Below are 20,204 nucleotides of genomic sequence, written 5' to 3'. Positions count from 1 at the left end.
TACTTTCATTTATGATCAACCATGCTTTTAATCTTTATCGTATTTTATTTATTCGCTTTATAATAATTAATCAATCCGTTTGTTGAAGTGTCGTGAGAGCTAACCGTCTCATTGTTTTCAAGTTCCGGAAGGATTTTGTTGGCTAAAACTTTTCCTAATTCCACACCAAACTGGTCGAAGCTGAAGATGTTCCAGATCACACCCTGAACGAAAATTTTGTGTTCATACAAAGCAATTAACTGTCCTAATGAAAAAGGAGTTAATTCATTGAATAATATTGAGTTAGTTGGAGTGTTTCCATGGAAGACCTTATAGTTTAATAAGAAATCAATTTCTTCATCAGATTTTCCTGAAGCTTTTAATTCTGCTTCCACTTCTTCTTCGGTTTTTCCGAAAGCAAGAGCTTCAGTTTGCGCAAAAAAGTTCGCCAATAGTTTATCCTGGTGATCAGAAACTTTATTTGGGCTTTTTGCATACGCGATAAAATCCGCAGGAATCAATTCTGTTCCCTGGTGAATCAATTGATAGAAAGCATGTTGCCCGTTTGTTCCGGGTTCTCCCCAAATGATCGGTCCTGTTTCATATTCTACAAATTCGCCGTTTCTGTCAACACATTTTCCGTTGCTTTCCATATCTCCTTGCTGGAAATATGCCGGAAATCTGTCTAAATATTGAGAATAAGGAAGAATCGCAACTGTTGTAGCGGCGTAGAAATTACGATACCAAATCCCGATTAATCCCATTAAAACCGGAATGTTTTCGCCAAACTCAGCTGTCTGGAAATGCTGGTCGGTGTCATAAGCTCCTCTTAATAATTGCTCGAAATTTTCATATCCCACTGCAAGAACGATGCTAAGTCCGATTGCGCTCCATAATGAATATCTTCCGCCAACCCAATCCCAGAATTCGAAGATATTCTCTTCTGCAATTCCGAAGTCTTTAACCGCTTGAACGTTAGTTGATAAAGCAACAAAATGTTTCGCTACATCTTCCTGTTTTCCTGCTTTTAAGAACCAGTCTTTTGCAGAGTTTGCATTCGTCATGGTCTCCTGAGTCGTAAACGTTTTAGAAGCAATGATGAATAAAGTGGTTTCAGGATTTAAATCTTTAACAACTTCTGCGATATGATTTCCATCCACATTGGAAACAAAATGAACGTTTAACCTGGTTTTAAAATGTTTCAAAGCTGAAACAACCATCACAGGTCCCAAATCTGAACCTCCGATCCCGATGTTTACTACATCCGTAATTTCTTTTCCCGTAAAACCTTTATGATCTCCTGAAATAATGCTCTCTGAGAAAGATTTCATATGATCCAGAACTCTCTTGATCTGAGGTTTGATATTTTCACCGTCTACTAAAATTTCCTTGTCGGAAAAATCTCTCAAAGCTGTATGCAGAACCGCTCTTCCTTCTGTTTTGTTGATCTTGTCACCCGAAAACATTTTAGAAATAGCATCTTTCAATTGACATTCTTCTGCAAGGTTTAAAAGAAGGTTTTTGGTTTTGGAATCGATTAAATTTTTAGAATAATCGAACAAAAAATTGGTTCTTTTGATCGAAAATTCGTTAAAACGGTTCGGATTATATTCAAAAAGGCTTCTCAAGTCAAAATCATTGTTTGCAAATTGTTCGTCAAGCGCTTTCCAGCTGTTGGTTTGTGTAGGGTTTATTTTTGATAGCATATATTTAGAAATTAAGGTTTTGTGACTTTGGATTCAGGATTTCTGCATGCCCAATCCTCCTGCAAAATTATTGATTCGCAAATTTACGGAATTTTAGCTCAATGATGTTAATGGATGATTAAAAATCAACGGCTAAGTTTAAGATGACTGAATCTTTTCTTAGTGAAGTAAATTGATTGAAAATGGATTGGATTAATTGGTAATTTCAACCTCCATCGTTAAGTTGTGTGAATTCGCAGATCGGTAATCTCTTTTATTATTGCTTTTAAAATTTTCTGTATTTCTTCCAACGGCATTCCTTGATAAAGATGTATAACCAAAAAATAGCGGATTTACACGATCTACGATTTTATTTTTCTCTTTCGTTCCGTCAGTATGGAGAATTGTAACCGTATCCAGATAATGGTTCTGCTCGTTCATAATCCATTCAATCCCAATGAATAAGCCTTCTTTTGGGAAAGTGACAGGATTTTTAGAAAAGTCTATTTCTGTAATATTCTTTCCTTTTTTGCAGGTTACAACAATATTTTTAAGCTTTTCTGCACCGGTATGGCCCTCTATATTTTCATAAAAGAACAAATTAAAAACAGCGTCTTTTTTTGTTTTCTTTACTTCGGTCAAGATTTTTATTTTCTTGATGTATGTTTTTTCGGTTTTATTATTGTTAGCAAAAAAATTAATGACCTGCCAATTGCGTAATCCCGACAGAAATCCGAAATCATCTTTTTTGAGATTACCTATGGTGTAGGTTTGGGTAAATTTCGGTTTGGAAATTTCTATCTCTTTGATATCCGTAAATTTTGGTTTTAGAAAGTAAATATTTTGTTGTTTAGAAACGTCTAAATTCTCGTAGCCAAAAGATTCTATGTGATTGATTTCTTCATTATTTTCTAATGTAATTTCCCCGTTTTCTTCTGTATTTTTATAGTAATCTTTATCTTTAAACATCAGTTTTGCATAAGGAACAGGATTTTTGTTTTCGCTGTCCAGAACCTTGATTTGGGTTTGAGAAAAAAATGTAAGAGAAAAAAATAGAAATGTTGAAATACCGATTTTTTTGATCATAATGGTTATTGTTTGTTTTGTAACGAAATTTGAAACGATTTATTGAATTGTGAGTAATGAACGGATGTATAAGTATTGTTCATGTAAAAAAAATATGACTGTAAACCCGTTTTATAAACCTTAAAATTATTATTTTTAAAATCAATTTTTCATTAAATATCATGATCAACAGAAGAAATTTTATTAAAAAATCATCACTGGGAATGGGCTTTTTCGCATTGCCAACTTCTGCAAGATTTTTATTTGAAAAGGATTTTATCTCAAAAAGGCCAAAGTTGAATGAGAGAAAATTTACTTCGGTTGCTGTTGAAAATACAATTAAAACCATTAAAAAATCGATCGCAGATTCTGAATTGGCGTGGATGTTTGAAAACTGTTTCCCCAATACTTTAGATACAACGGTGAAATTTTATCAGAAAAACGATAAGCCTTTTACCTATGTCATCACGGGAGATATCGACGCCATGTGGCTTCGCGATTCTTCGGCACAGGTTTATCCGTATTTGAGTTTAGCCAATGAAGATGAAAAGCTTAAAAATTTGTTGAAAGGAGTAATCAATAAACAGGTTGAATGTGTTCTTTTGGATCCTTATGCCAATGCATTTTTTGATGATGCCAGTAAAATAAGCGAGTGGAAAGATGATGTAACGGAAATGAAACCCGGAATTCATGAACGAAAATGGGAAATAGATTCGCTTTGTTATGTCATGCGGTTGTCTTACAATTACTGGAAAATAACAGGCGATTCTTCTGTTTTTGATGCCGATTGGAAAAAAGCAATGCTTCTGATTGTACAGACATTTAAAAAACAGCAAAGGAAAGATTCGAAAGGGGCATATAGATTTCAGCGCTCTAATGGAAATCCTTTGGATACGCAATTTGGAGGCGGTTATGGAAATCCGACAAAAAAAGTTGGTTTGATTCATTCTATGTTCCGACCTTCGGATGATGCCACTTTTTATCCGTTTCTGATTTCTTCGAATATGTTTGCAGTGGTTTCATTAAAAGAAACAGCAGAAATTTTTTCTAAGGTTTTAAAAGATGAAAATGCTTCCATTCAATTTAAAGATTTAGCAAAAGAAGTGGATGATGCGATTCAGAAATATGCAATTTTGGATCATCCGACGGCTGGGAAAATCTATGCCTTGGAAATCGATGGCTTCGGAAATGCTTTATTCATGGATGATGCCAACGTCCCAAACTTATTGTCGATTCCGTATTTAGGTTACGCTTCAAAAGATGATGAGATTTATAAAAATACCAGAAAATTTTCTTTAAGTAAAGCCAATCCGTGGTTCAGTGAAGGAAAATTTGCACAAGGAATTGGTGGGCCTCACATTGGAGAGCATAAAATCTGGCCTCTGGGTTTGATTATGCAGGCTTTGACAACTGATAACAACGAAGAAATTATTTCCTGTTTAAAAATGCTCAAAGCTACTCACGCCGGAACGGGATTTATACACGAATCTTTTGATGTCGATAATCCGAAAGATTTTACCAGATCGTGGTTTGCCTGGGCAAATACTTTGTTTGGAGAATTAATTCTTCATCTTCACAAAACGAAACCTGAAATTTTAAAGCAAAAATTTTAAGCATAAAAACCTCCAGAAAAAATCTGGAGGTTTTTTTCTTAAACATTAAGGAATTTAAATAATTTTAAAGAATATTAAGACTTTGGTGAAGCCAAATAATAAGCGCTGTGCTTCAAAACATCTTTGATGTTTCCTTAATGTATCTTAACAACTTAAATCATCTTAATGTTTAAATTAAAAGACATGTAAAATTTAAAATATATAGATAACCAAAGGTTAGGAAAGCTTAAACTTCTGACATATTTGAGTGCTCTTTTTTAATTGATTTTCTCTTTCTGTAAAAAAATAAAACGGCAGCTCCGATTAGCAAAATCGGCCAGATCACAATTAATCCTACAACAATTCGTTGAATTAAATAATATCCTTCCACAAAAGCGGATTTTGCGCTGTAAATAAAATCGAATTTATATTTGTCATCGATGCTTTTCGTATTGGTAATAGCGATTTCTGCCACACGAATTTTCGGTTCTTTAATATAAATATCAACGGTGCTGTATTTCAGGTTGTCGGTGACGTCCATATTGGCCAATTGCTGTTGGTTGTTTTGGGACATATTCTCGTTATCAAGCGTTACCTTCTCTTTATTTGCCTTTAACTGAGAAATATTTTCACCTGTTTTTTTGATTCTTTTCCCTTCCAGCTCAGCATATTTTATGCTTGATGTTACATCTTCTGCATTAATGGATCTAGAGTTCAGGAATAATTTTTTATCATTAATCAAAGTCAGCAATTCTCCCAATCTTGTGGTGGGAACCCTCACCTGCATTGTGTTTTCCGACTGATATTTTTTTACCAGCATAGCTTCTTCATTCGATGTATTATAGGTGTCTTCAGAAATAACAGTGCTTTTCAGATCGCTGTGGGTAACAAAGCCTCCCAGTTCCTGAACCGATTTTTCAATAGAAATTGTGGCTTCGTACACATCTTTCACTTCCATATTTACATCTGCCGTTTTGATGAACTGCTTATCTTTTACTTTCATGGTGGCTACTGAAGAAACACTGTCTGACACGACAACTGCAGCAGAATCTGCACTTATAGCCGTATCATAATCTGTAGTGGCTTCTCCTTTTTTACAAGAATAAATTCCTAATAAAAGTGCTGTCGCAATGGATAATTTGATGTACTTCGTTTTCATATATAGATTTTTAATGTTTTGCTTAATCCAAAGTTCAGACGGAATCGTTTGTAATGTTTGAAAATGACAGGTAAAAATTCTGTAAAGAGAAATTCTGTTTTAAATGTTTAATATTCAGTGTTTTGTAAAATAAAGGTGAAAAGAAATGTTTGTTTTCGGAGAAATTTTTGCTTATCTTTTACAAATCAACACACAAACAATTACTATGTCAAATACTTTTTCCAAAATCAGAAACGCAATAGAATTATTCAGATCGATCGATTTTGATCAGTTGAGTGCTATTTCTCAAAAAGTAAATCTTCCTAAACTGATGGAAAATTTCTCCAAACTGGATGATAAACAACTCAGCGGAATGATGAAAATGCTGGATCCCAATAAGAAGAAAAAAGAGCTTCCGCCTATCGATGGAGATTTCTACGATATTTATCATACGCTGAGTCCTGAACAGCGGGAAATTCAGCTAAAAGTAAGGGCTTTCATGGAAAAAGAAGTAAAGCCTTTGGTGAATCATTATTGGCTCAGAGATGAATTTCCACATGAATTAATTCCAAAATTTCAAAAACTGAATATTTGCGGTGTAACCTACGAAGGCTATGGGTGTCCCGGAATGCCTTTTTTAATGGAAGGGGTTATTGCGATGGAAATGGCGAGAATTGATGCTTCCATAGCGACTTTCTTTGGAGTGCAGTCCGGTTTGGCGATGGGCTCGATTTATATTTGCGGATCCGAAGAGCAGAAACAAAAATGGCTTCCTCAGATGCAGAAATTTGAAAAAATCGGTGCATTTGGATTAACAGAACCTGAAGTCGGTTCCGGAGCAGCGGGAGGTTTAACGGTTACTTGTAAAAAGACTCCGGAAGGCTGGATTCTCAATGGTCAGAAAAAATGGATCGGAAATGCAACGTTTGCAGATATCATTATTATTTGGGCGAGAGATTTAGATGACGGAGAAGTAAAAGGTTTTATTGTTGAAAAAGATAATCCGGGATATTCTGTTGAGAAAATTAAAGGAAAAATGGCGTTGAGAATTGTCCAGAACGGGTTAATTACACTGAAAGATTGTTTGGTTACCGAAGAAAACCGTTTACAACATGCCAATTCATTCAAAGATACCGGAAAGGTTTTAAGAATGACAAGAGCGGGTGTTGCTTGGATGGCCACGGGCTGCGCGAGAGGAGCATATGAAAGTGCATTGGATTACACAAGAAAAAGAGAACAGTTTGGAAAACCGATTGCTTCGTTTCAGATGATTCAGGGGCATTTGGTGGAAATGTTGTCGAATTTAACGGCAATGCAGACAATGGTTTTCAGACTTTCCGAAATGCAGGACGAAGGAATTTTAAAAGATGAACACGCTTCCTTAGCCAAAGTTTTCTGTACCTTAAGAACAAGAGATATTGTTTCCAGAGCACGTGAAGTCTTAGGCGGAAACGGAATTTTACTTGAATATGATGTCGCAAGATTCGTTGCAGATGCGGAAGCGATTTATTCTTATGAGGGAACAAAAGAGATCAATTCCCTGATTGTAGGGAGATCGATTACGGGGTTCAGTGCATTTATATAATAGTGAAGTGAAGGGTGCATGGTCAATTCGCTTTGCTTGTTAATTTTTAAAATTCACTTGCGTAGCAAAATTCACCATTCACCATTTACTTTTTCATCAGCTTACCAAAGCTTTATATTTTTCTTTGTTGTCGATAATCATCCAAAGATTAATCAGAAACAGTACTCCTGCGATGGACATTCCCATTGTCGACTTATCGATGGTGAAAACATGAGTTACAATTCCAACCATTACAGGCAAAATGACAATAGCACCTAAAGCTCTGGTTTTTGGAAAAATAAATAATAATCCACCAATAATTTCTACAATTCCGGTCAAAGGCATCAGCCAATGGATTTCTCCAAACGCGGCAAAAAGTTTCATTTGCTCAGGTGTTGGTTTTTCCATCGGCATGTAATTAAAGAATTTGTTTAATCCGGCATTGATAAACATTAATCCGAAAAGAAGGGAAAGAATAAATTTTATAATTTTCATGAGTTTGATTTTTTTATTAAAGTTAAATAAAATTATAATCGGGTGATTAATATTCAATTTAATTTTAAAAATGCTATCAATTTAATGTTCATTACCCATTACTTATAATAAATCAATCCATTTCTTTCAAAGTAATATTCTTCGAGATTTTATAACTTTTCTTCTTTTTGTGAGGTTTTTCTTCTTCACCAAGTAGTTTTCCCCAAGGTTTTAATCCGTCAACTCTTTCAAAAATAATTTTAAGAATCGCAATAGCCGGGATGCACAGAAACATACCTGCAATTCCCCAAAGATGCTCCCCGATAATAATTCCGATAAAAGAAAATAAGGCGTTGATCTTTACTTTTGAACCCACTACAAACGGAAGAACAATATTCCCGTCAATAATATGAACTGCAATGTAACCAATCACTACATAAATGCAGGTAGTTGGAGTTCCGGTAGCAAAGGCGATAAAACAGGATATCAATAGAGAAATACAGATTCCCAAATAAGGAATAACGTTGAGTAAGCCCGTCAATACAGCCAGAAGAACAGCATATTTTACTCCCAAAATAGTTAAAACAATAGAAGTGAGAATAGAAACGATTAAAACCTGAAGGCATAAACCGATGATGTATTTTTTGGTCATCACCCTTACTTCGGTTACCACTTCCTGAACGCTGGATTTATGTTTTTCATTAAAAACAGTTACGATAAAATTATTAAGAATTCTTCTGTAATTTAAAATGAAAATGAAAAACAGCAGAAAAAAGACAATAAATCCTATCCCTGTTGAAAATATTCCAAAGGTAAATCCTAAAATAACTCCCGACGAAGAAAGCAGTTTTTTTAATCCCTGATCAAGATAATCAAGCTGTTCATTAATTTTAACATTAAAAGTATCAGAAACCCAATGCTGGATATTGTTAAAAACAATAGTAGACTGTTTCGTAAGGTGAGGAAGGTCTTTACTGAAACTTGAGAGCTGTGATCCAAAAAAATAAATCAGCCCGGTAAGGATGGTAATCATGATCATCACGGAAATCATAGTGGATAAAGATCTCGGGAATCTTAATTTCCTTTCCATAAAAGTTGCGGTAGGCAAAAAAAGCATCGCCATGAGAAATGCCAGAAAGAAAGGCGCTAAAATGCTTTGTCCCAACGCCAGAAGATAACCCAATCCAATGATAGAGACCACAACAAGCGCAAGTTTTACCAAAAAAGGCAGTCGGATAAAATTCATATGTAAAAATCTTCAGGATAAAAATAAGAAAAACCCTCCGAACTGAAGGGCTTAAAATATTAATTCGTGTGAGTTCTCTTCATAATATCCGTAAATTCTATCCCGTCGAGAAAAGCAATGACATGAGTTATTTTACCATTTTTCATTTTCATGTACCAGGAATACGAAGAGCGGTAAGGCTTGTCGTCAAGAGCTGTGGCTTCTCCATCCCACAGGGCAATCACCATATCGTTATCCGCGAAAATATTTCTGACAGTGGGTTTTATTTTAACCTTTAATTTTTTGTTTAAAGGAATAATGACTTCATCCAAAAACTGCTGTTTGGACGTGTAAGTTTTCGAATATGGAGTAGAACCTGTAATTTCCCACTGCATATCATCATTCAGAAGATCGAAAAAGTTTCCATCGCCGTTGTGCCATTTCTCGAAAGCTTTGGTGATGATTTCCTTATTGGAAAGTTCTGTTTTAGTGTAATTCTGTGCGTCTGAGTTTGAAAAAATTATCATAGCAAAAAGTATTGGTAAAAGTTTCATGAGAATTGATTTTAGATGATTAATAAGAAAGCTATTCAGATTAACCACAAAGTCACAAAGCTATCTATATAGTTTTGATCAGATACTCGAAAGCGTTCAAAAGAATAAAAATCGAAGATTTTTAAAGCTTATATTTTCTTTTTTTATCTGAATTAATAGGCTTTACTAAAATCTTTTGTGACTTTTGTGGTTAAATAAAAAGTTTAAACAAGCTTAACAAAACAAACCCGAAATTTTAGGTTTGTTTTGTTTAAATTAAATTGTGTTTTCCCAAGCTTTCAACTGATGATCTTTCAGCATATCTTCAATCACTTTAGGAACTACATTTCTGAATTTTCCTTCATCAGCAGGTACGATTTCGATCATTCTGTCGATCATTTCTTTAGGATCCATTTTTCCTTCGGGTGTTGCGAAGAAATCATCAAAACCTTTTCTAAGATCAGCTCTTTTTGTAAAATTCACTTCATCATCCAGCCAACGGAACGGATTATCTGCCATTGTTTCATTATAACCCGTATAGTAAGCTCCCGGATTGATAGTTTGTATCTTGATTCCATATGCTTCAAGTTCTTGCTGCATCGCTTCTGCCAAAGATTCCAGCGCATGTTTTGTGGAAACATAAGTTCCCCAGTTTGCAGGTGTGAATAGTCCACCCATTGAAGAAGTGAAAACCACTTTTCCTTTTTTACCTTCTCTTACCCATTTTTGGACTACACCTTGGGTAAGGATTAATGGTAAGAAAACATTCACTTCAAAGTTTTTTCTTACAAGATCTACCGGGATTTCCCATACAGGACCTGCTTCTCCCATTCCTGCATTGTTCCAGAGAATATTGTAATCCCATTTTAGAGCTTGCTTAATATCGTACTGATCGGTAAGATCTAATCTTTCTACTCTGATTTTGTCTGATAGACCTAAAGCTTCAACTTCTTCCCGAAGCGGTGTTACCTGTGATGAAACATGTACGGTGGCAATAATGTTGTGTCCGTTTTGAGCCATTCCGATAGCTGCTCCTTTTCCGAATCCTGTGCCTGCTCCTGTGATTAAAATTGTTTTAGTTTCCATTGTTTTAAAATTTTAGTGATTAATTATTAAGTTTAAATTTTTTGTTGTTGAATTAGTTTTGATTTAAAATTTCCGCTCCTGCAGTTGCAATTTGTAAATCTTCTGAAACCGCTCCGCCCGAAACTCCGATATATCCAATAATTTCGTTGTTTTTAAGAATTGGAAGTCCGCCTGCAAAACCAACTAAACCGTCATTGGTGGCTGTCATTCCGTAAGTTCCGGCTTCTGGTTTCAGATATTCACCGACATTTTCGCTGCTTGTTCTGAAAAGGCTCGCTGTTTTTGCTTTTTTGATAGCGATATCCATTGATCCTAAAAAAGCGTCGTCCATTCTTTCAAAGCTTTTCATGTGTCCTGCTGTATCCAAGATGGCAATGTTCACATTTACATTGAGTTGTATGGCTTTGGCTCTTGCCTGTTGTACAACCTGTCTTGATTCGTTGAGATTGATTTCCATAATGTTGTTTTTAAATTTTGTTTTGTTGTTTCATTTTGATATGACAAAGTTGCGTAAGTTTGAGCCGGATTTTTATAGGAAAAAAATGTCCGTTTTTATGAAAATCAAACCTTTTGAAAATTTTATAGGATTTTTTTAACTTTATGAATTAAAAACTGCAATCATTATCATGAAAACAAGTTTAGACCTTAAAGAAATTGATCTTCTCAGAGACTTTCCCGAGCTTACTCCCATCTACAGGGAAACACATGATTCTAAACAGATAAAAGTTTTCAATCGTGAAATTGAAGATTGCAGAAATTATCTTTCCGCTAACCGAAGAGATTTTTATAAGATTCTTATGATTACGGGAGGTGACGGTATTTTTACTTTAGGTTTAAATAAATATATGATTGATAAGCCAACAATGATTTTCATTCACCCCAATGATATTATTTCATGGCAGAAAACTTCGGGAGAATCTGCAGGATATTACTTGTTGTTTAAAAAAGATTTCATCAATCACCATCCAATGCTGAAATCCACAATGGAAAGACTGGCCTTATTTAATGATAAATCTAAAAGTGTGATTTGTGTTGAAGAAAACGATTTGCCCGGTTTTATCAGACTGTGGGAAAGTATGTATCATGAACAGGGAAATGAATTGGGTCTTGATGCGATACAGGCCTATATTCAACTGATGATGATCGATAGCGCAAGAATGTCTAAAATGGCTGTTCCTGAAAATGCAGGGGAAGATTATGATCATATTCACCGATTTTTTGGCTTGCTGGAAGAAGAAGTTTCCAATATTAATTATGAAAAACCGATCAAACTTCGAACCGCTCAGGAGTTTGCAGATTCTATGCAGCTCCATCCGAATTATTTAAACAGAATTTTGAAAAAAAGAACAGGGCAAAATGTGAGCAAACATATTAAAGGAAGACTTTTGGATGAATGTAAAGCACTTTTGTTACAAACGACTTGGACGTTAGAACAGATAAGTTATGCGGTTGGTTTTTCTGATCAGCCGAATTTTAATTTTTTCTTTAAAAAGAATACTGGTTTTACTCCGAATGCTTTTCGGAAGAGCGTTTTGCAATAATTTTTTTTAAATAGATTTTTAACAATTGGCTGTCACTCAGAACGAAATGAAATGCAGTGAAGAATCTATTGTATCCGATAGAGATTCTTCCTTCGTCAGAATGAAAGCATACTATTATGAATAGTAAATCATGCTATAAAAATCAAAAACACATCCCAAAAATCTGAGATGTGTTTTCTTTATTGAGAATGTTGATATGTTATAAATTATTTTTCGATCGCAATATCGATTACCTCTTCCATTCGGTTTACATAATGAACGTTAAGGTTTTTCAGGTAATCCTTTTTAATTTCCTCTACATCTTTTCTGTTGGCTTCACAAAGAATGACATCTTTAATTCCGGCTCTGGTTGCAGCCAGCAATTTTTCTTTAATTCCGCCTACAGGAAGCACTTTTCCTCTTAAAGTAATTTCACCTGTCATTGCAAGATGAGGTTTTACTTTTTTATTTTTAAATGAAGAAACCATCGAGGTCAGCATGGCAATACCCGCAGAAGGCCCGTCTTTCGGTGTTGCGCCTTCCGGAACGTGAACGTGGATATTATGTTTTTCAATATCTTCCTGAGAAATTCCCAGTTCATCGTGTTTTGCTTTAATATATTCCAAAGCAATTGTTGCCGATTCTTTCATAACCGTTCCCAGGTTACCTGTCATAGATAAAGCACCTTTTCCGTTGCTTAAAATGCTTTCAATGAATAAGATATCTCCGCCAACGCTTGTCCAGGCAAGACCTGTTACCACACCGGGAACTCCTGTGATTTCCGATAAGCTTTTTGGCCTTGGAACCCCTAAAATTTCGTCTACTTTTTCAAGAGAAATTTTCGGATCATAATCTTTTACCAAAGCAGTTTGTAAAGCTACCCAGCGGGCAATGGAAGCAATCCTTTTTTCTAAAGATCGTACACCGCTTTCTGAAGTATGAGCTTCAATAATATGTTTTAATTCAGCATATCCAAGCTTGAATGATTTGGCATCCAGACCATTTTCTTCCTGCTGTTTTTTTATTAAATGTCTTTTCGCAATCTCTATTTTTTCCTCCAAAGTATAGCCGGCAATCTGAATAATTTCAGTTCTGTCCAACAACGGAGTCTGAATGGTTGATAATGAATTTGCTGTCGCAATGAACATCACTTTGGACAAATCATAACCCATTTCTAAGAAATTATCGTAGAATGATTTATTCTGTTCAGGATCAAGAACCTCTAAAAGAGCTGAGCTTGGATCTCCGTGCAGGCCTTGTCCGATTTTATCCATCTCATCTAAAACAATCACCGGGTTGGAAGTTCCTGATTTCTTAATCGATTGAAGGATTCTTCCCGCCATCGCACCAATGTACGTTTTTCTGTGTCCGCGGATTTCGCTTTCGTCATGAAGCCCACCTAAAGAAAGTCTTACATATTTTCTTCCCAAGGCATCTGCAATAGATTTTCCTAATGAAGTTTTACCTACTCCTGGAGGCCCTACAAGCAGTAGAATAGGGGATTTCATGTTGTTTTTCAGTTTTAAAACAGCCATGTGCTCCAGAATTCTTTTCTTGATATCTTCTAGCCCGAAGTGTGCTTTATCTAAAATTTTCTCGGCTTTGGCAATATCAAAAACATCTTTGGTATACGTTTCCCAGGGAAGATCTGTGAAGAAATCAAGATAATTTCTCTGAACATTATAGTCTGGAGAGTTTGGGTTCTGACGCTGTAATCGGCCAATTTCCTTCTGGAAATGATCTTCAACTTCACTGCTCCATTTTTTTGATTTTGCTTTGTTGATGAGGTCTTCAACATCTCCTTCCGGGCCGCCTCCCAATTCTTCCTGAATGGTTCTGATCTGCTGATTCAGAAAATATTCTCGCTGCTGTTTATCAAGATCTTTTGATGTTTTCTGATGAATCTGATTTCTTAATTCCAGTTTTCTGAAATCTTCGTGCATCATCTCGTAACATTTGTTGGCTCTTTCCATCAGGCTTTTTTCTTCAAGCAGCTTTTGCTTTTCAATAGAAGAAAAATTAGCATTGGTACAGATGAAATTGAGTAAATCATCATTATTGTTGATGTTTTTGATGGCAAAGTTAGCTGCATTCGGAATGTTCGGATCAAGCTCGATGATTTTTAAAGCTAAATCTTTTACGTTTTCCAGTAATGCTTCGTATTCTTCTTTATTTTTGGCTTTTCCATCCTTTAGTTTGGTAATTTCCGCTTTGAAATAAGGCTGATTTTCAATCATTTTCTTGATCTTAAATCTGTGGAAACCTTTCGTAATAGCCGTAATATTACCTTCAGGAAGTTTTATGATCTTGATAATTTTTGCTAATGTCCCGATCTGATACAAATCTTTTTCGGAAGGTTGCTCAAGATCTGAGTTTTTCTGGCTTACAATTCCGATATAATCTCCATTCTTCTGCGCTTCTTCAAGCAGTTGGATAGATGCTTTTCTGCCTGCTGTAATAGGGATTACCACATTGGGAAACATGACCATATTTCGTACAGGAAGTATAGGGAATATTTTTTGCTCGGAATTTTTTTCAGATTCCGAAAGGTCTGCAAGGTTGATTTCTTCTGCTACAATATTAAATCCGTCACTTATCATTTCCTCGAGACTCATATCTTCAAATTCTGTCATAGTAAATAGAATGACAAATTGTCATTTCCGTTTTAAATCGTTAACGTAAAATTTTACAATATGCCCTGAAAACGTATAACATATTGTATTGTTCTAAATTGCACAAGACTTATGCCATTTGTTTTTTGCTAAAAAATACGGTCAAAATTTCCTTTTTATTAAAAATTAAATTTTAAAAATTAAAAAGAGGACTTGTATTTCCGTAATTTCTTAAAAATGTGTATTTTCGCAAACTGATAAAAAACTATAATTTATATAATGGCAATTTTAGGATCAATTAGGAGTAGACCTTGGCTCTTGATGGGAGTAATTGCATTGGCGCTTTTGGCGTTCCTTGTAAACCCAGACAGTATCGATAAGGTTTTTGGTAAAAATCCTGATGTTTTAGGAAAAGTAAATGGTGAGAAAATTACCCGTGAAGAGTTTCAAGATCAACTTTTCGTGCTGCAACAGCAGGCTGAACAGCAAGGTCAACCAAAGGCTGGTCTTGAAGAGCAGGCTTGGCAATTGCTTGTACAATCGAAATTGATCAAACAGCAATTCGAGAAAATGGGCTTCGAAATGACGGAAGATTATTTCTGGAATCAGATCCAGTACGATCAGATGTTTGCTCAGCAGAAGCAGTTTTTCGATGAGAAAGGTAATTTCAAGACTCAGGAGCTTAAAAAACAGGTGGAAGACATGAAGGCTACATCGCCGGAAGGGTACAACCAGTGGCTGAAAACCAGAAAGTCAATCGAATACAGATTGATGGCGAGACAGGTTTTTGCTAATGTTTCTACAGGGATTACAACAGGTAAGAAAGAAGCTGAAGAGCTAATGAAAGAAAGAGATCAGTTAGCTGATATCGATTTCGTTAAAGTAGATTACGCGACTTACCTTCAAAAAAATAACATCAAGGTTACGACTGAAGATTTAGCTAATTATATCAATCAGCACCCGGTAATGTTCAAAACAGATGCGAGCAGAAACCTGGGAATCGTTTATTTCCCTTCTCAGCCAAGTGCAGCAGATGATGCAGTTGCTCAGAAAGAAATCAACAAATTATTCTCAGCGGGTACCGATGCTAGTGGTGGAACAGAAAACTTCCAGAATACTAAAAACGACTCAATGTTTGTTATGGCAAATTCTGATATGCCTTACAATCCTCAGTATTTAAAGCCGAATCAATTGCCGCAGGCTATTCAGGGGCAGATCCCGACTGCAGCGATCGGTCAGACTTTTGGTCCTTACAAAGAGCAGAATTTCTATGTAGTGTCTAAACTTTTAGATAAAAAGACTTCAGATTCTACATTGTCAAGACATATCCTTATTGCTTTTAAAGGAAGCCCTGCGGGGGAAGGTGTTACAAGATCTAAGGAAGAAGCTAAAAAATTAGCCGATTCTATCGGAGCTATTGTAAAAGCTAACCCTGGAAAATTCACTGATTTCCTTAAATTATCCAACGACCCAAGTTCCGCAGCTCAGGCTGGTAGCCTTGGATGGACAACTCCGGAAACACCTTTCGTTCCTGAATTCTTAACGTATTTGGCGAACAATCCTAAGGGGGCAACAGGTGTTGTAGAAACTCAGTTCGGTTATCACATTATCAATATTGAAGATAAAAAACCGGGAGCAATGAGCTATAAAGTGGCTAACCTGGTAAAAGCTGTTAAGCCTTCTGATGCTACGGAAGCGGCAACAGATAAAAATGCAAGAAGATTTATTCAGCAGGTTCAGGGGAAATCTTTCAACGATTTTGTGAACATTGCTAAAAAAGCAAACTATCAGTTTTCAAATCCTAAGCAGGCGAAGAGATTCGACGGACAGCTTCAAGGTTTAGGAACAGATAAAGATGCTGATATCTTAGCCTGGGCTTTCGATAAAAAGAGAGAAAAAGGAGATACAGAATTCTTCACGGTAGACGGAACGGGAGATAAAATCGTAGTGTACTTAAACGGTAAACAGGAAAAAGGAACTGCAGATCCTGAATCTGTAAGAGATCAAATCGAGATTGTGGTGAAAAATAAATTGGCTGCAAAACAGATTATCGGAAAAATCGGTAAATCAGGATTGGATCAGATTGCTAAGCAATTCGGAACTACGAAACAGTCTGCACAGGTTAATCTGTTAAGCCCTTCAGTTGCTGGTTCTATGGAGCCGAAAGTTGCAGGGGCTGCATTCGGAGTAGCGAAAGGTAAGCTTTCTAATCCGGTAGAAGGTGGAACAGGAGTTTATGTTTTAATCAAAAAGAATGAAACAATAAACAAGCAACCCGGAGATCTTAAGCAGTTTACAGAATCTGTTACTCAGAGAAACGGCGGAATGTTCGGACAGGCTTGGTTAAAGAGCTTGCAAGACAATGCTAAGATCGATGATTACAGAATCGAGATCTGGGATAAATTAGGTTCTCAGCAACAATAAGAAAATAATTTTCAGATAGATGAAAAGCGGCAAAGTTTTTGCCGCTTTTTTTGTGTGTAACGCAGAGCAATAAAGAATAACATTAATTTAAATGTAGTATATTTGCTCATTAGAAAAAATTTAGCAAGTGAAGTTCAGTAAAGAATTAAAAGCTGGTGTAATCGCACTTTTAGCTATAGTTGGCTTTGTAGTGTTGTTTCAATTTATGAAAGGCAGAAGCCTTTTTACTACCGACAATATATTTTACGCAAAATATGATAATGTAGAGGGATTAGCTCAATCGTCACCCGTTTCCATTAATGGACTGAAGGTAGGACAGGTTGACAAAATCATACCTCATACATCTAAGGAAGGGAAAATCGATTTTCTTGTAAAAATCACTGTGGATAATAATTTTGAGTTCTCAAAAAATTCTACATTAGAGATTTTTGAGCCTAGTTTAATGGGCGGAAAAGAGATGAGAATTAATTTGATGTATGGCGGACAAACGGCAAAAGATGGAGATACTCTGCAAGGTGCTTTCAAATTAGGAACATTGGGAAGCCTTTCTTCTCAGGTAGGTCCTGTAAAAGATCAGCTACAGGTTGTTTTGCATAGAGTAGATTCCTTAATGACGAATGCCAATCAGCTGGTAGATGCACAGAACAGACAGGAGATTAAGGCTTTATTGTCTAATCTTAACAAAACAGTTGCTGCTTTACAGACTACAGCGGGTAGTGTTAACTCTTTGGTTGGGCATAACGATCCTAAGCTTCAGAAAGTTTTAGACGATGCAAGCGTAACAATGCAGACCGGTAAAGTGACTTTAGATAAATACGGAAATTTAGCGGAAAGTATTGATACCAAAAAACTGAATGCAACCATTGCAAACTTAGATGCTACTGTTGGCCAATTAAACAATGTGGTTTCAGGGATTGACAGAGGGGAAGGAAGTTTAGGAAAAATTATGAAAGACGATCAGCTTTATAATAATCTGAATGCAGCATCCAATAATTTAAATGCTTTAATTGAGGATTTAAAGGCTCATCCTAAGAAATATGTTAATTTCTCAGTTTTCGGAAAAAATAATAAAGACTAATTTATAGACCATGCAATATATCGATAATATTATTTTTCTGATTTTATTAGTTGCGGGTTTTGGGCTGTTTGCAAAAAGTCTTCAGAAGATATATAGAAACATCAGATTAGGAAGAGAAATCAACCGGAGCGACAGAAAAGCCGAACGTTGGGAAACCATGGCTACCGTTGCGATGGGGCAGAGCAAAATGTCAAAACGTCCTATAGCAGGTATTCTGCACCTTTTTGTTTACGTAGGCTTCATCATTATTAATATTGAACTTATAGAAATTGTTGTCGACGGAATCTTTGGGACTCACCGATTTTTATCAACAATTTTAGGACATACTTTTTATAACTTCTTCACAGCAACTTTAGAGATATTAGCGCTTTTAGTGTTAATCGGAGTTGTGACTTTCTTTATCCGAAGAAATTTTTACGGAGTTAAAAGGCTTACGATGAAAGAACTTTTCGGATGGCCAAAAAACGATGCCAACTGGATTTTAATCATTGAGTTTGCTTTAATGATTGCTTTCCTTACCATGAATTCTACAGATTTCATTCTTCAGCAAAGAGGAGTTCTTGCGGAACATGGATCTTTCCCGATCAGTGAAATGACTTTTGTTCCATTTCTCGAGGTTTTCAGCTTTGACAATGGTTTTTTAGCCCTTGTTGAAAGAGCAGCATGGTGGTTTCATTTTATAGGTATTTTATTCTTTATGAATTACCTTTATTATTCTAAACATTTACACATTATTTTGGCGTTCCCAAGTACATGGTATGCTAATTTAGATAAAAAGGGGAAATTCAATAATCTTGAATCGGTTACAAAGGAAATTAAATTGATGATGGATCCGAATGCAGATCCTTACGCAGCTCCTGCAGAAGGTGATGCTGAAGTTCCTGCAAAGTTTGGGGCAGAAGATATTTTCGATTTGAATCAGGTTCAGTTATTAAATGCCTATTCCTGTACAGAATGTGGCCGTTGTACCTCAGTTTGTCCTGCAAATATTACCGGAAAAAAATTATCACCTAGATTAATTCTAATGAAAACCAGAGACCGTCTGGAAGAAGTTGGAAGAAATATTGATAAAAACGGAAGCTTTATAGACGACGGAAAAAAACTATTGAACGATTACATTACAAAAGAAGAACTTTGGGCTTGTACTACGTGTAATGCATGTACAGAGGCATGTCCGGTATTGCTGGATCCGCTTTCTATTATTTTTGATATGAGAAGATTCCTGGTGATGGAACAGTCTGCTGCGCCACAGGAATTAAATCTGATGATGACAAACGTAGAAAACAATGCCGCTCCTTGGCAGTACAATCAGGCAGATCGTCTGAACTGGGCAAATGACTAATTAATCAATTATGCAATTTGAAGATTTGAAAATTGATTAATACATTTTCAAATTTCCAAATTCTCACATTTTCAAATTGACAACGATGGATTTCAATATAAAAACAATGGCAGAATATGCTGCCGAAGGAAAATCACCTGAAGTTTTATTTTGGGTGGGCTGTGCGGGAAGTTTTGATGACCGTGCGAAAAAAATTACGAAAGCATTTTGCAAGATATTAAATAAAATAGGCGTTGAATTCGCTGTTTTGGGACAGGAAGAAAGCTGTACGGGAGATCCTGCGAAGCGTGCCGGAAATGAATTTATTTTCCAGATGATGGCTTTAACGAATATTGAAGTATTGAATGCTTACGAAGTAAAAAAAATCGTTACTGCCTGTCCACACTGTTTTAATACACTAAAAAACGAATATCCAAATTTAGGCGGAAATTATGAAGTGATTCATCATACACAATTCCTTAAACAACTCATGGAAGAAGGTCGTTTAAAGATTGAAGGTGGCGCCTTCAGAGGGAAAAAGATAACTTTTCACGATCCTTGCTATTTGGGAAGAGCAAATGATGAATATGAAGCTCCGAGAGTTTTATTGGAAAAACTGGATGCGGAGCTTGTAGAAATGAAACGCTGCAAAACCAACGGATTATGTTGTGGAGCAGGGGGGGCACAAATGTTTAAAGAACCTGAAAAAGGGAAAAAAGATATCAATATCGAAAGAACAGAGGAAGCATTATCTTTCGAACCAAAAGTAATTGCCACAGGCTGCCCGTTCTGCAACACGATGATGACAGACGGTGTGAAGCATTTTAATAAAAATGAGGAAGTTGCCGTTAAAGATATTGTTGAACTTTTGGCGGAAGCGGAGGATCTGTAAGGTTATTCTCAGCAAA

Annotated in this window: 16 protein-coding genes; 7 read left to right on the top strand and 9 right to left on the bottom strand. The window is 35.9% G+C overall.

The features are described 5' to 3' along the window. Positions 1 to 44: 44 nt before the first annotated feature. Together pgi and BUA89_RS12870 are read right to left on the bottom strand one after the other, a co-directional pair. Positions 45 to 1,685: a glucose-6-phosphate isomerase gene (pgi, locus tag BUA89_RS12875; RefSeq protein ID WP_072958413.1), complete on the bottom strand. Its 1,641-nt coding sequence runs from the start codon at positions 1,683 to 1,685 to the stop codon at positions 45 to 47. Between the two features lie 192 nt (positions 1,686 to 1,877). Next, positions 1,878 to 2,750 carry a hypothetical protein gene (locus BUA89_RS12870; protein WP_072958409.1) on the bottom strand — a complete coding sequence of 291 codons (873 nt, stop codon included), beginning with the start codon at positions 2,748 to 2,750 and terminating at the stop codon, positions 1,878 to 1,880. Between the two features lie 164 nt (positions 2,751 to 2,914). Here BUA89_RS12870 and BUA89_RS12865 point away from each other — a divergent pair, with 164 nt between their 5' ends. Further along, on the top strand, positions 2,915 to 4,342 hold the full coding sequence (locus BUA89_RS12865) for a glycoside hydrolase family 125 protein (protein ID WP_378128091.1): 1,428 nt from the start codon (positions 2,915 to 2,917) through the stop codon (positions 4,340 to 4,342). A 226-nt stretch (positions 4,343 to 4,568) separates the two neighbouring features. On the opposite strand, the gene BUA89_RS12860 is transcribed toward BUA89_RS12865, so the two are convergent. Beyond that, on the bottom strand, positions 4,569 to 5,480 hold the full coding sequence (locus BUA89_RS12860; RefSeq protein WP_072958401.1) for a DUF4349 domain-containing protein: 912 nt from the start codon (positions 5,478 to 5,480) through the stop codon (positions 4,569 to 4,571). A gap of 205 nt (positions 5,481 to 5,685) precedes the next feature. Here BUA89_RS12860 and BUA89_RS12855 point away from each other — a divergent pair, with 205 nt between their 5' ends. Then, a complete protein-coding gene (locus BUA89_RS12855) occupies positions 5,686 to 7,044 on the top strand; it encodes an acyl-CoA dehydrogenase family protein (protein ID WP_072958630.1) in 1,359 nt (452 codons plus the stop codon). Positions 7,045 to 7,140: 96 nt separating this feature from the next. Here BUA89_RS12855 and BUA89_RS12850 read toward each other — a convergent pair whose 3' ends face one another. The 5 genes from BUA89_RS12850 to BUA89_RS12830 form a co-directional block, all read right to left on the bottom strand. Beyond that, on the bottom strand, positions 7,141 to 7,518 hold the full coding sequence (locus tag BUA89_RS12850; protein ID WP_072958398.1) for a DoxX family protein: 378 nt from the start codon (positions 7,516 to 7,518) through the stop codon (positions 7,141 to 7,143). A 112-nt stretch (positions 7,519 to 7,630) separates the two neighbouring features. Continuing rightward, positions 7,631 to 8,743: an AI-2E family transporter gene (locus BUA89_RS12845; RefSeq protein ID WP_072958392.1), complete on the bottom strand. Its 1,113-nt coding sequence runs from the start codon at positions 8,741 to 8,743 to the stop codon at positions 7,631 to 7,633. 59 nt (positions 8,744 to 8,802) lie between these two features. Further along, positions 8,803 to 9,249, bottom strand: coding sequence for a nuclear transport factor 2 family protein (locus BUA89_RS12840; protein ID WP_072958388.1), 447 nt, complete (start codon positions 9,247 to 9,249; stop codon positions 8,803 to 8,805). A gap of 282 nt (positions 9,250 to 9,531) precedes the next feature. Continuing rightward, positions 9,532 to 10,341 carry an SDR family oxidoreductase gene (locus BUA89_RS12835; RefSeq protein ID WP_072958385.1) on the bottom strand — a complete coding sequence of 270 codons (810 nt, stop codon included), beginning with the start codon at positions 10,339 to 10,341 and terminating at the stop codon, positions 9,532 to 9,534. Between the two features lie 52 nt (positions 10,342 to 10,393). Next, entirely contained in the window at positions 10,394 to 10,798 is a 405-nt protein-coding gene (locus BUA89_RS12830; protein ID WP_072958383.1) for a GlcG/HbpS family heme-binding protein, read from the bottom strand. A gap of 169 nt (positions 10,799 to 10,967) precedes the next feature. On the opposite strand from BUA89_RS12830, the gene BUA89_RS12825 reads away from it, so the two are divergent. Continuing rightward, a complete protein-coding gene (locus BUA89_RS12825) occupies positions 10,968 to 11,882 on the top strand; it encodes a helix-turn-helix domain-containing protein (RefSeq protein WP_072958380.1) in 915 nt (304 codons plus the stop codon). 206 nt (positions 11,883 to 12,088) lie between these two features. On the opposite strand, the gene lon is transcribed toward BUA89_RS12825, so the two are convergent. Continuing rightward, the gene (gene lon, locus BUA89_RS12820; protein ID WP_072958377.1) at positions 12,089 to 14,494 is read right to left on the bottom strand and encodes an endopeptidase La; all 2,406 of its coding nucleotides are present in this window, start codon (positions 14,492 to 14,494) and stop codon (positions 12,089 to 12,091) included. Positions 14,495 to 14,752: 258 nt separating this feature from the next. Here lon and BUA89_RS12815 point away from each other — a divergent pair, with 258 nt between their 5' ends. The 4 genes from BUA89_RS12815 (at position 14,753) to BUA89_RS12800 (ending at position 20,188) form a co-directional block, all read left to right on the top strand. Continuing rightward, on the top strand, positions 14,753 to 16,897 hold the full coding sequence (locus tag BUA89_RS12815; RefSeq protein WP_072958374.1) for a SurA N-terminal domain-containing protein: 2,145 nt from the start codon (positions 14,753 to 14,755) through the stop codon (positions 16,895 to 16,897). Positions 16,898 to 17,024: 127 nt separating this feature from the next. Then, positions 17,025 to 17,975 (top strand): MlaD family protein, encoded by a 951-nt coding sequence (locus BUA89_RS12810; RefSeq protein ID WP_072958371.1) that lies wholly within the window; start codon positions 17,025 to 17,027, stop codon positions 17,973 to 17,975. Positions 17,976 to 17,985: 10 nt separating this feature from the next. Then, positions 17,986 to 19,317, top strand: coding sequence for a 4Fe-4S dicluster domain-containing protein (locus BUA89_RS12805; protein ID WP_072958368.1), 1,332 nt, complete (start codon positions 17,986 to 17,988; stop codon positions 19,315 to 19,317). 85 nt (positions 19,318 to 19,402) lie between these two features. Then, positions 19,403 to 20,188 (top strand): (Fe-S)-binding protein, encoded by a 786-nt coding sequence (locus BUA89_RS12800; RefSeq protein WP_072958365.1) that lies wholly within the window; start codon positions 19,403 to 19,405, stop codon positions 20,186 to 20,188. Positions 20,189 to 20,204 lie beyond the last annotated feature (16 nt).

The sequence above is a fragment of the Chryseobacterium arachidis genome, from assembly GCF_900129245.1.
GTDB classification, from domain to species: domain Bacteria; phylum Bacteroidota; class Bacteroidia; order Flavobacteriales; family Weeksellaceae; genus Chryseobacterium; species Chryseobacterium arachidis.
The sequence above is the reverse complement of the archived record's forward strand: the minus strand, read 5'-3'. Positions and strand labels throughout refer to the sequence as shown.

What these genes read in the sequence shown, in the direction of transcription:
- BUA89_RS12830 (WP_072958383.1), bottom strand. Translation starts at nt 10,798, where the DNA reads ATGGAAATCAATCTCAACGAATCAAGACAGGTTGTACAACAGGCAAGA.
- BUA89_RS12805 (WP_072958368.1), top strand. Translation starts at nt 17,986, where the DNA reads ATGCAATATATCGATAATATTATTTTTCTGATTTTATTAGTTGCGGGT.
- BUA89_RS12835 (WP_072958385.1), bottom strand. Translation starts at nt 10,341, where the DNA reads ATGGAAACTAAAACAATTTTAATCACAGGAGCAGGCACAGGATTCGGA.
- lon (WP_072958377.1), bottom strand. Translation starts at nt 14,494, where the DNA reads ATGACAGAATTTGAAGATATGAGTCTCGAGGAAATGATAAGTGACGGA.
- BUA89_RS12870 (WP_072958409.1), bottom strand. Translation starts at nt 2,750, where the DNA reads ATGATCAAAAAAATCGGTATTTCAACATTTCTATTTTTTTCTCTTACA.
- BUA89_RS12825 (WP_072958380.1), top strand. Translation starts at nt 10,968, where the DNA reads ATGAAAACAAGTTTAGACCTTAAAGAAATTGATCTTCTCAGAGACTTT.
- BUA89_RS12800 (WP_072958365.1), top strand. Translation starts at nt 19,403, where the DNA reads ATGGATTTCAATATAAAAACAATGGCAGAATATGCTGCCGAAGGAAAA.
- BUA89_RS12850 (WP_072958398.1), bottom strand. Translation starts at nt 7,518, where the DNA reads ATGAAAATTATAAAATTTATTCTTTCCCTTCTTTTCGGATTAATGTTT.
- BUA89_RS12860 (WP_072958401.1), bottom strand. Translation starts at nt 5,480, where the DNA reads ATGAAAACGAAGTACATCAAATTATCCATTGCGACAGCACTTTTATTA.
- BUA89_RS12855 (WP_072958630.1), top strand. Translation starts at nt 5,686, where the DNA reads ATGTCAAATACTTTTTCCAAAATCAGAAACGCAATAGAATTATTCAGA.
- BUA89_RS12840 (WP_072958388.1), bottom strand. Translation starts at nt 9,249, where the DNA reads ATGATAATTTTTTCAAACTCAGACGCACAGAATTACACTAAAACAGAA.
- pgi (WP_072958413.1), bottom strand. Translation starts at nt 1,685, where the DNA reads ATGCTATCAAAAATAAACCCTACACAAACCAACAGCTGGAAAGCGCTT.
- BUA89_RS12845 (WP_072958392.1), bottom strand. Translation starts at nt 8,743, where the DNA reads ATGAATTTTATCCGACTGCCTTTTTTGGTAAAACTTGCGCTTGTTGTG.
- BUA89_RS12815 (WP_072958374.1), top strand. Translation starts at nt 14,753, where the DNA reads ATGGCAATTTTAGGATCAATTAGGAGTAGACCTTGGCTCTTGATGGGA.